General features: G+C 70.4%; 11 protein-coding genes. 1 reads left to right on the top strand and 10 read right to left on the bottom strand.

Annotated features, from left to right (window positions below; all coding sequences use genetic code 11):
- Positions 1-133: 133 nt before the first annotated feature.
- Complete coding sequence (locus AB5J73_RS28335) at positions 134-1,165, bottom strand: GDP-mannose 4,6-dehydratase (RefSeq protein WP_370961708.1); 1,032 nt, start codon at positions 1,163-1,165, stop codon at positions 134-136.
- A gap of 194 nt (positions 1,166-1,359) precedes the next feature.
- On the opposite strand from AB5J73_RS28335, the gene AB5J73_RS28330 reads away from it, so the two are divergent.
- Positions 1,360-2,415 carry a DegT/DnrJ/EryC1/StrS family aminotransferase gene (locus AB5J73_RS28330; protein ID WP_370961707.1) on the top strand — a complete coding sequence of 352 codons (1,056 nt, stop codon included), beginning with the start codon at positions 1,360-1,362 and terminating at the stop codon, positions 2,413-2,415.
- A gap of 263 nt (positions 2,416-2,678) precedes the next feature.
- Here the strand turns inward: AB5J73_RS28330 and AB5J73_RS28325 are convergent, their stop codons facing one another.
- From AB5J73_RS28325 to AB5J73_RS28285, 9 genes are all read right to left on the bottom strand, one after another.
- On the bottom strand, positions 2,679-2,963 hold the full coding sequence (locus tag AB5J73_RS28325) for an HPr family phosphocarrier protein (RefSeq protein WP_370961706.1): 285 nt from the start codon (positions 2,961-2,963) through the stop codon (positions 2,679-2,681).
- A 24-nt stretch (positions 2,964-2,987) separates the two neighbouring features.
- On the bottom strand, positions 2,988-4,655 hold the full coding sequence (gene ptsP, locus AB5J73_RS28320; RefSeq protein WP_370961705.1) for a phosphoenolpyruvate--protein phosphotransferase: 1,668 nt from the start codon (positions 4,653-4,655) through the stop codon (positions 2,988-2,990).
- Between the two features lie 35 nt (positions 4,656-4,690).
- Entirely contained in the window at positions 4,691-5,746 is a 1,056-nt protein-coding gene (locus AB5J73_RS28315) for a zinc-dependent dehydrogenase (protein ID WP_370961704.1), read from the bottom strand.
- Positions 5,743-6,198, bottom strand: coding sequence for a PTS sugar transporter subunit IIA (locus AB5J73_RS28310; RefSeq protein ID WP_370961703.1), 456 nt, complete (start codon positions 6,196-6,198; stop codon positions 5,743-5,745). Before AB5J73_RS28310 ends, AB5J73_RS28315 begins: the two co-directional genes overlap by 4 nt.
- Positions 6,188-6,496: a PTS lactose transporter subunit IIB gene (locus AB5J73_RS28305; RefSeq protein ID WP_247024825.1), complete on the bottom strand. Its 309-nt coding sequence runs from the start codon at positions 6,494-6,496 to the stop codon at positions 6,188-6,190. Before AB5J73_RS28305 ends, AB5J73_RS28310 begins: the two co-directional genes overlap by 11 nt.
- A 34-nt stretch (positions 6,497-6,530) precedes the next feature.
- Positions 6,531-7,643 (bottom strand): mannitol-specific PTS transporter subunit IIC, encoded by a 1,113-nt coding sequence (gene mtlA, locus AB5J73_RS28300; protein ID WP_370961702.1) that lies wholly within the window; start codon positions 7,641-7,643, stop codon positions 6,531-6,533.
- A gap of 79 nt (positions 7,644-7,722) precedes the next feature.
- Positions 7,723-8,658, bottom strand: coding sequence for a 1-phosphofructokinase (gene pfkB, locus AB5J73_RS28295; RefSeq protein WP_370961701.1), 936 nt, complete (start codon positions 8,656-8,658; stop codon positions 7,723-7,725).
- A gap of 272 nt (positions 8,659-8,930) precedes the next feature.
- Positions 8,931-9,200, bottom strand: coding sequence for a hypothetical protein (locus AB5J73_RS28290; RefSeq protein WP_370961700.1), 270 nt, complete (start codon positions 9,198-9,200; stop codon positions 8,931-8,933).
- Between the two features lie 16 nt (positions 9,201-9,216).
- The gene (locus AB5J73_RS28285) at positions 9,217-9,909 is read right to left on the bottom strand and encodes a LuxR C-terminal-related transcriptional regulator (protein ID WP_370961699.1); all 693 of its coding nucleotides are present in this window, start codon (positions 9,907-9,909) and stop codon (positions 9,217-9,219) included.
- Positions 9,910-9,989 lie beyond the last annotated feature (80 nt).

The raw sequence follows: 9,989 nt of genomic DNA, 5'->3' as shown, positions 1-9,989 counted from the left end.
GAATCAGCAACCCATCCCGACACGACGGCGAGCGGTGCGCCCCGGTGACGGCTGCTGCTCCGGCAACCCGGCGCCCGGCGGCGTGACCGCCCGGGGCGCGAATGTCTTTGGTTTCCCTCGCGGGAGAAAGCGGCTACCAGACGGCGGCCGTGAGCGCCTCACCGAGGTCCAGCTCGCGGCTGGTCTGGGTCAGGTCGGACTCGACCATCATCCGCATGAGTTCCTCGAAGGTGACGGTCGGCTTCCAGCCCAGGTCGGTGCGGGCGCGCGTGGCGTCGGCGCACAGCACCTCGACCTCGGCCGGGCGCACCAGGCCCGGGTCGATGACGACGTGGTCGCGCCAGTCGAGCCCGACCGAGGCGAACGCGATCTCGGCGGCCTCGCGGACGGTGTGCATCCGGCCGGTGCCGATGACGTAGTCGACGGCTTCGTCCTGCTGGAGCATGAGGTGCATCGCGCGGACGTAGTCGCCGGCGAACCCCCAGTCGCGGACCGCGTCGAGGTTGCCCAGCCGCAGCTCGTCCTGCACCCCGAGCTTGATCCGCGCGACCGCGCTGGAGATCTTGCGGGTGACGAACTCCATCCCGCGCCGCGGCGACTCGTGGTTGAACAGGATGCCCGAGACGCCGTACATCCCGTACGACTCGCGGTAGTTGCGGGTGATGTAGTGGCCGTAGGCCTTCGCGACGCCGTAGGGGCTGCGCGGGTGCAGGATCGTGCGCTCGTTCTGCGGGGTTTCCGCGGCCTTGCCGAACATCTCCGACGACGAAGCCTGGTAGAAGCGGATCCCGCCGCCGGTGGTCGGCCGCGACTTGTCGAGCCCGCAGACCATCCGGATCGCTTCGAGCACCCGCAGCGCGCCCATGCCGTTGACGTCGGAGGTGAGTTCGGCCTGCTGCCACGACATCGGGACGAAGGAGATCGCGCCGAGGTTGTAGACCTCGTCCGGCTGCACCAGGTCCACCGCCGCGACCAGGCTCGCCTGGTCCAGCAGGTCGCCGTGGACGAAGCTCAGCTCCGTGGCCAGCTTGCTGATGCGCAGCTTGCGCGGGTTGGCCTGGCCGCGCACCAGCCCCCACACCTGGTACCCCAGTTTCAGCAGGTACTCGGCGAGGTAGGAGCCGTCCTGCCCCGTGATGCCCGTGATCAATGCTCGTTTCGTCATGGTTCTCCCACGTCCACCGGCCGGCTGCGCCCACGGCTTCCCGAGACTGCCGCTGATCGGGCTCCATTGGACGCCCCGCCGACTCGGGAAAACATTGGAGAATCCGGGTGATCCGCGGCGATCACTGGTGTTTTCCAGTCGCGGGCGGGCCCATCCTGGCGCTTTCCGGCATCCCCGAGACGAGCGAGGAACCGATGGCCTTTGCGTACCCCGTGTCCCAGCCGTACCTGACCGGCCGGGAGAGCGACTACGTCACCGAAGCGGTCGGCTCGGGCTGGATTTCCGCGCAGGGGCCGTTCGTCGCGCGGTTCGAGGCGGCTTTCGCCGCGTGGAACGGCGTCGCGCACGGCGTCGCGTGCTCCTCGGGCACGGCGGCGCTGACGCTGGCGTTGCGGGCGCTGGGCATCGGCCCGGGCGACGAGGTGCTGGTGCCGGAGTTCACGTTCGTGGCTTCGGCCTGGGCGGTCACCTACACCGGTGCGACCCCGGTGCTCGTGGACTGCCGAGACGACCTCACGATCGACGCGGCACTGGCCGAGGCGGCGATCACGCCGCGCACCAAGGCGATCATGCCGGTCCACGTGCACGGCCGGCGCTGCGACATGGACGCCGTCATGGAGCTGGCCTTCGAGTACAACCTGCGGGTCGTCGAGGACACCGCGGAGGCGCACGGCGTCCGCCCGGTCGGTGACATCGCGTGCTTTTCGCTGTACGCCAACAAGATCGTCACGGCCGGCGAGGGCGGGATCTGCCTGACCGACGACCCGCGCCTGGCCGCCCAGATGGCGCACCTGCGCGGTTTCGCGACCGGCAAGGCCCACGACTTCGTGCACAAGAACCTCGCCTACAACTTCCGGATGACCAACCTGCAGGCGGCCGTGGCGCTCGCCCAGGTCGAGCGGCTGGACGAAATCCTGGAACTGCGCGCGCAGATCGAGAAGCGCTACGACGAGCGCCTGGACTTCCCCGGGATCACGCGCATGCCCGGCCGCGACGTGCTGTGGATGTACGACCTGCTGGCCGAGGACCGCGACGAGCTGAAGGCCCACCTGGCCGCCGCGGGCATCGAGACGCGGGTGTTCTTCCCGCCGATGAGCCGCCAGCCGATGTACCTCGATCCGTCGTGGACGGAGCTCAACGCGGCGAAGCTGGCGGCGGCCGGCCTGTGCCTGCCGACCCACACGGGACTGTCCGAAGCGGACCAGGACGTCATCGCAGCCCGCGTCGCGGACTTCTACGGCGCGCGCTGACCCGCACTTTCACGTGAAAGTGAGACGGAGGGCGGACTCCGGATCACTTTCACGTGAAAGTGCGGCCCCAGGGACGCGAAGAACCGCCCACCGGGTTCCGGGGGGCGGTTCTCGTTCGTGGGGCTCCGGCGGGCCGCCCGCGCAGTGGCCAGACGGCCCGCCGGAAGGAAGGGACCGGCGGGGTGCCCGGCCTGGGGGTCACCGGGCGCCCCGCCGGAGGGGGCCGGGTGAGTCCACGAAGCTCCCCGGCCGTACTGGAGGCGTCAGCCCGCCGGCTGCTCCGCCGAGTCGAGGTCGCGGGCCAGCAGCTCGACGACCTGCGTCACCGCGTCCTCGGCACCTTCGCCTTCGGCCGTCACCAGCACCTCTTCGCCGCCGCGGACGCCGAGGGCCATCAGCGCGAGGATGCTGGCCGCGTCGACGAGCTGGTTCTCGTCGCGGCCGATCTTCACCGGGACCGGCAGGCGGCCGGCCAGCTCGACGAGCAGCTTCGCCGGCCGCGCGTGCAGCCCGACGGGCGAGCCGATCACCACTTTCCTACTGGGCATCAGGATTTCCCCATCTCGTGAACGCTAGTCGACCGACCGGGCCGAGAACTCTTCGACGACCGTCCGCGCCGACGGCACGTCCGGTGCCCTCAGCACTTCCCCGGCCAGGATTTCGCACTGCTCCAACGTGTAGTCCTTCAACGCGGCCCGCACCGCCGGGACCGCGGACACCGACATCGACAGGCTGGTGATGCCCAGCCCCGCGAACACCGGGGCCAGCCCGGGGTCGCTCGCCGCCTCCCCGCAGATGCCGGCGGGCTTGCCCGCCTCCTTCGCCGCCGCGGCGACGTTGGCCACCAGCGCCAGCAGCGCCGGCTGCCACGGGTCCAGCAGCTCCCCCAGCTCGCCGAGCATGCGGTCTGCGGCGTAGGTGTACTGCGAGAGGTCGTTGGTGCCGATGCTGACGAAGTCGACCTCCGCCAGGATGTCCCGCGCCCGGATGGCCGCGGCCGGCACCTCGATCATCACGCCGGTCTTGCCGATCCCGTGTTCCCGCGCCAGGTCCCGGAACGCCGCCGCTTCCGCCGGGGTGGCGATCATCGGCGCCATCACGCGCACGTCGGCGTCGTGGTCGGCCGCCGCCAGGCTGATCGCCTTCAGCTGCGCGGTGAGCAGACCGGGGTTGCGGACGCCGACGCGGTACCCGCGCACACCCAGGGCCGGGTTCGGCTCGTCCTCGGTGTTGGCGAACGGGATGTACTTGTCGGCGCCGGCGTCGAGCGTGCGGATCACGACCTGGCGGCCGGAGAACCCGCGCAGCACTTCGCCGTACGCCGCCCGCTGCTCCTCGACCGTCGGGGCCTCCGTGCGGTCCAGGAACAGGAACTCGGTGCGGAACAGCCCGACCCCTTCGGCGTCGGCCGCGGCGTCCGTCGCCGCCCCGCCGGCGCTGCCGACGTTGAGCAGGAGCTTGACCGGGTGGCCGTCCGCGGTGGCGCCGGGACCGCTGTGGGCCGCGAGTTTTTCCTTCAGTGACGCCGCTTCCGCTTCGATCCGGTGGACGTACTCGTCGTCCGGGTCGACCGCGACCGTGCCGCGCGTGCCGTCGACCGCGATCCGCTGCCCGTCCGCCAGGCCCGCGGCGCCGGCGCAGCCGACCACCGCGGGGATCCCCAGCGCCCGGGCGACGATCGCCGTGTGGCTGGTCGGCCCGCCCTTCTCGGTGACGATGCCGAGCACCTTCGCCGGGTCGAGCAGGACCGTGTCGGCCGGAGCGATGTCCTGTCCGACGAGGACGAACGCCCCGTCGACCGCCGGGATGCCCGGCTGGGCCAGGCCCAGCGCGGCGGCGATCGCCCGGTCGCGGATGTCGATCAGGTCGGCCGCCCGCTCGCCGAGGTAACCGCCGATGGCCTCGAGCGCGGCCACGTGCTTGCCGAACGCGTCGCGAATCGCCCACGCGGCGGGGCGGCCGCCGGCCACCCCGTCGGCGATGCCGGTCCGCAGCGACGGGTCCTGCGCCATCATGATCTGGGTGTCCATGATGGACTTCGACTCGCCCGACACCGAAGCCGCGCGCTTCTCCAGGTCCGCCACCGCCGCGTCGAGCGCTTCGGTCGCCGCCGCCAGCTCCGCTTCGGGAGCCGCCGGGGTGTCCCAGTGCTCCGGCAGCACCGGGGGCGGCGTCAGCCGCACCACCGGGCCGGCGGCCGCGCCCGGGCTCGCCGGGTTGCCGCGCAGTTCGTCAACCACCGTTGGTCGCCTCCTCAGGGTCCGCACCGCACCGCTTACGCGGAGACGCTGCCCGGCTCGATCGTCACCTTGATCGCCTCGCCACTGCTGACGATGTCGATCGCCTTCAGCACGTCCGACAGCGGCAGGTGGTGGGTGATCAGGTCGTCGACCGGGACCTTGCCCGAGGAGATCAGCTCGAGCGCCTGGCGGTTGTGGTCCGGGCTGGACCCGTTGGCGCCGTAGATGGTCAGCTCCCGGTAGTGCACCAGGTTCGAGTCGCACGCGATGATCGGGTTGTCCTTCGGCAGGCCGCCGAAGAAGCTGATCCGGCCGCGGCGCGCGGTCATCTTCAGCGCGTCCTCCTGGGCCTTGCCCGCCGCCGCGGCCGTGATGACCACGTCGGCGCCGTCGCCGCCGGTGAGCTCGAGGACCTTCTCGACCACGTCGACCTCGCTGCCGCAGATCGCGGCGTCCGGCTTGACGAGGTCGGCCGCCAGGTCCAGCCGGTTGCGGTTGAGCTCGACCAGGTAGACCGCGGCCGCGCCCTTCGCCCGCGCCAGCCGCACGTGCAGGCAGCCGATCGGGCCGGCGCCGACGACCACGACGACGTCACCCGCGCCGACCTGCGCGAAGTTCTGTCCGTTCAGGACGCACGCGAGCGGTTCGGCCACCGAAGCCTCGGCGTAGCTGACGCCCTCGGGGATCCGGTTGACGCCGTCGACCTTGAGGACCTGCTTCGGCACGATCATGTACTCGGCGAACCCGCCGTCGAAGTGGTAGCCCATCGACAGCTGGTTCGGGCAGACCTGCTGCAGCCCCTTGCGGCACTGCTTGCACTCGCCGCACGGGATGGCCGCGATGACCTGCACGCGGTCACCGGCCGCCCAGCCGGACACGCCGGCGCCGGTTTCCACGACCTCGCCGGCGATCTCGTGACCGATCACGCGCGGCGGGTCGATGTGGTGGTGCCCGTGCCGGAAGATCTTCAGGTCGGTACCGCACGTCGACGTGTTGTGCACGCGGATCTTGATCTCGTCCGGGCCGGGCTTCGGCTCGTCCGCGTCTTCGACCCGCAGATCACCCGGCGCGTAGAAACGTGCCACCTTCATCGGGAAAACTCCTCGTCCACTTCGTTCAACAGTCGCAGGATCGTTTCGGCGTCCGGGGCCTCGCGCAGCTGCTTGACCTGTTCGGAGTCCATCAGGATCCGGGCCAGCGAGGACAGGATCCCGACCTGCTCCGATCCCTTGGCCGCGATGCCGACGCAGAGCCGGACGTCGTTGCCGTCCCAGTCGACCCCGGCGGGGAACTGGAGGATCGCCAGCGCGGTGCGCTTGACGAACTTGCGGGATTCGTCGGTGCCGTGCGGGATCGCGACGCCCTCGCCGAGGTAGGTCGACACGGACTTTTCGCGTTCGTGCATCGCGTCGAGGTACCCCGGCTCCACCGCCCCCAGTTCGAGGAGCTTCCGCCCGACCTGGGTGATCGCGTCCGCCTGGTCGGGGGCGGTGCAGCCGATGAGCACGGACTCGGGCCCGAGGATGGTGGCGTCAGTCGGCAAGGGAACCGCCGTCCCGGATCGCCTGCTCGACGCGGTCGAAGACCGGGTCGCCGAGGAAGCTCTGGAAGCCCAGGATCACCGCGCCGGTGCTCGCCTTGCGCGCCCGGCTGACCAAAGTGGACTGGCACAGCACGACCTGCGCGTCCGCCGGGATCTCGTTGACCGGGGTGTGCTCGACCTTGACCGAGTACGGCTTCAGCCGCTTGGCCAGCTGGGAGGCGACCATCACACTGCTGCCCATGCCGGCGTCGCAGGCGATGATGACCTTCTTGACTTCCTTGCCTTCGATGCTGCTCATCCTCGTGGTTCCTTCCTTCGATCGACGGTGATCGTCACGCCACCGAGCCACCGGCGGCGATCGCCGCGGCACGTTCTTCCTTGCGGGCGTCCCGCCCGAACTTCAGCAGCACCGCCGCGACGATGAACGACACGGCCGCCGCGATCACGACGCCGGCGATCACGCCCAGGTAGCCGCCCTTCGGCGTCACGGCCAGCACCGCGATGATGCTGCCCGGCGACGGCGTGGCGGTCAGGCCCGCGTCGAAGATGCTGAACGTCGCGACACCCGCGGCGCCACCGGCGATCGCGGCCAGGATCAGCCGCGGGGTCGCCAGGATGTACGGGAAGTAGATCTCGTGGATGCCGCCGAGGAACTGGATGACGATCGCGCCCGGCGCGGTGGCCCGCGCGCTGCGGGCGCCGAAGAAGGTCAGCGCCAGCAGGATGCCGAGGCCGGGACCGGGGTTCGGCTCGATCAGGAACTCGATCGCCTTGCCGTCCTTCAGCGCGTCGGCCACGCCCAGCGGGCTCAGCACACCGTGGTTGATCGCGTTGTTGAGGAAGAGCACCTTGGCCGGCTCGACGATGATCGAGACCAGCGGCAGCAGGTGCGCGTCGATCAGGCCCTGCACGCCGTTGCCGAGCGCCTTGGTGATGCCCTGCACCACCGGGCCGATGCCCAGCATGCCCAGCACCGCCATCGTGCCACCGATGATGCCGGCGCTGAAGTTGTCGACCAGCATCTTGAAGCCCGGCGCGGTCTTGCTGCCGACCTTCTCGTCCCACAGCTTGATCAGGAAGCCGCCCAGCGGGCCCACGATCATCGCGCCGAGGAACATGGGGATCGACGCGCCGACCGCGATGCCGACCGTGGCCACCGCGCCGACGACCGCGCCGCGCTGGCCGTGGACCATCCGGCCGCCGGTGTACCCGATCAGCACCGGCAGCAGGAAGTTGATCATCGGGTCGACGAGCTCGGAGATGTGCGCGTTGGGCGTCCAGCCGCTCGGGATGAACAGCGCGGTGATCAGACCCCAGGCGATGAACGCGCCGATGTTCGGCATGACCATGCCGGCGAGGTGCCCGCCGAACCGCTGGATGCTGACCCGCGCGCGTTCCGCCCTCGACGGAGTGGCTTCCTCTTCGCGCTCCGCAGTGGTAGTCATCGTTGGCTTCCTTTTCTGGGAAAGGGGTTGGGGAGGGATCGCCATCCGGCGATGGCGGTGAGCGGTCCGGGCCGGCGCGCTACTCGCGCACCTTCTCGTCCCACTCCGGACGCGGGTCCACCCGCACTCGACGCGCCCCCACGTCTTCGGGACCCGGCATCGTGCTCCCGGGCAGCGACACTGCTGCCGCTCCCCAGGCGACGGCTGTGGCCAGCGCCTGCGGGCCACTCCCCCCTGCCGCCAGGAAACCGGCGAGCATCGCGTCGCCGGCCCCCACCGAGCTCCGCGGTTCGGCCGATGCGTTGGCGCACCAGACTCCCGCGTCTTCCACCAGCACGGCGCCTTTGCTGCCGAGACTGGCGAGAACCGTGCCCGCGCCGAGGGCGCGGAGTTCCTGCGCGGCGTCGACGACGTCCCGCACGGTGTCCAGCTGCCGGCCGACCGCTTCCTCGAGCTCGTCGAGGTTCGGCTTGACCAGGGCCGGTCCGGCCTTGACCGACGTGCGGAACGCCGGGCCGCTGGTGTCCACGACGACCTTGGCGCCGGTCGTGGCCAGGCGCGCGATCAGGTCGGCGTAGAAGTCTTCGCCGGCGCCCGGTGGCAGGCTTCCCGCCGCCACCACCCATTCCGCGTCGGCCACGTGCGCCATCAAGGTGTCGCACAGGGTTTCCAGTTCCGCACCGGAGAGGTGCGGCCCGCTCTCGTTCACCTTGGTGACGGTCGCGTCCGGTTCGACCACGCTGATGTTGCTGCGCACGGGTTCCACGGTCCGCACCCGGACCACGTCGATGTTGTAGTCGTGCAGCAGGCTGATCAGGTGGTCGCCGTCGGCCCCGCCGGCCGGGACGACGGCCCGGGCCTTGAGTCCGTTGCGCACCAAGGCGCGTGCGACGTTGATGCCCTTGCCTCCCGGCTGGACACGCGCACCCGTAGCCCGGTGCAGCTCGCCCCGGATGAGCCGGTCGACCTCGATCGTCCGGTCGACGCTCGGGTTCGCCGTCAGGGTCACGAACACTTCAGCACACCTCCGCCGGGGTCCTCGTTGGTTTGGTTGATATTGCCTGCGTTCATCTTCGTTTGCAAGACCCAACTTCACCGGAAGTTCAACCGTTATCTTCGGAAGTCCATGATCTTCGCACTGTGGCCAGGAAGAACGCCGACCACGCCGCGTGGCAGCAAACCAACACAAAGCCATATAGTTGCCCCCGAGCACGAGCACGACAAGGCGGACCGGGTGGCCCTCCGATTCCCGGAAGGACACCCGGCCCGCCAAGCTGTTTCCGCACGTCACGCCGCTTCGCCCACCGTCCCGAGCGCCGCGGCTCCCGCCGGGGTCAGCCGGGCGCGCACCCGCTGCCCCACCCGGCCCGGCCGCGCCGGCGCCACCAGGCCGCGGTGCGCGAGCTCGTGGGCGGTGTACTGGTCGCAGCAGACCAGCCCGTCGATGTAGAGGTCGGGCTCGCAGCTGCAAGCGATTTCCGCCCGGCCGGCCGCGACCGCGCGCAGCATCGCCCGTGCCCGGTGGGTCAGTTCGTCCGGGAGCCTCGTCGCACCCATCGCGGCCACGTCCCCATCACCGCACGAAGTCCGGGAGCGCACGCGGAGGCCACGACCCGACCCCGAAGATGCCCATGGAGTAGGCCTTCGAGATCAGCGCCGGCCGGTTCTTCACCTTCATCTTCCGCAGCAGCGTCGTCACGTGGTACTCCACGCCGCCGCGGCTCATGTAGAGGTTGGCCGCGAGCTGGATCGTGGAGACCCCGGAGGCGACCCCTTCGAGGATGCGGGCGTCGATTTCGGACAGGATCTTCTTCTTGCTGCAGGCCACCTGGTTGGCGCGCTCGTTCTTGTCCGGCCGGAACACGACCGTCAGGCTGTCGAGCCGGTCGCCGACCCCGTGCACCGTGGAGCCGATGAACTCGCCCGAAAGCGTCGTGCCGTTCTCGCGCATCACCAGGATCCGCTCGACGAACCGGCTGCGCTCCCCGCGCGCCAGCAGCCGCAGCTGGTTTTCGACCTTGCTCCGCACGCTGGGGTGCAGCAGATCGCAGAGCCCGGTGCCGGTGACCGCGTCCGAGCTGCGCTCGAAGACGCGGAAGAACTCCATGCTGGCGGAGACGATCCGCAGCCGGTGGTCCAGGTTCACCATGCACATCTCGGGGGTGATGGCGCGCAGCGCGGGCTTTCGGGTGGCCGTCCGGACCGCCCGGTCCGCGACCCCGGCCACCTCGGCACCCACAGCCAGATCCGCAACGTCCGCACTCATGAAGGCATTCCTTTCTCCGGCTGGAAGCTGAAGCCCCGGGGGCGAGAAGGCCGACGGCTGGCAGTCAGTGTGTGAGCCGT

The sequence above is a fragment of the Amycolatopsis sp. cg9 genome (assembly GCF_041346945.1).
Classification (GTDB): domain Bacteria; phylum Actinomycetota; class Actinomycetes; order Mycobacteriales; family Pseudonocardiaceae; genus Amycolatopsis.
This window is presented reverse-complemented; position numbering and strand designations above follow the sequence as displayed.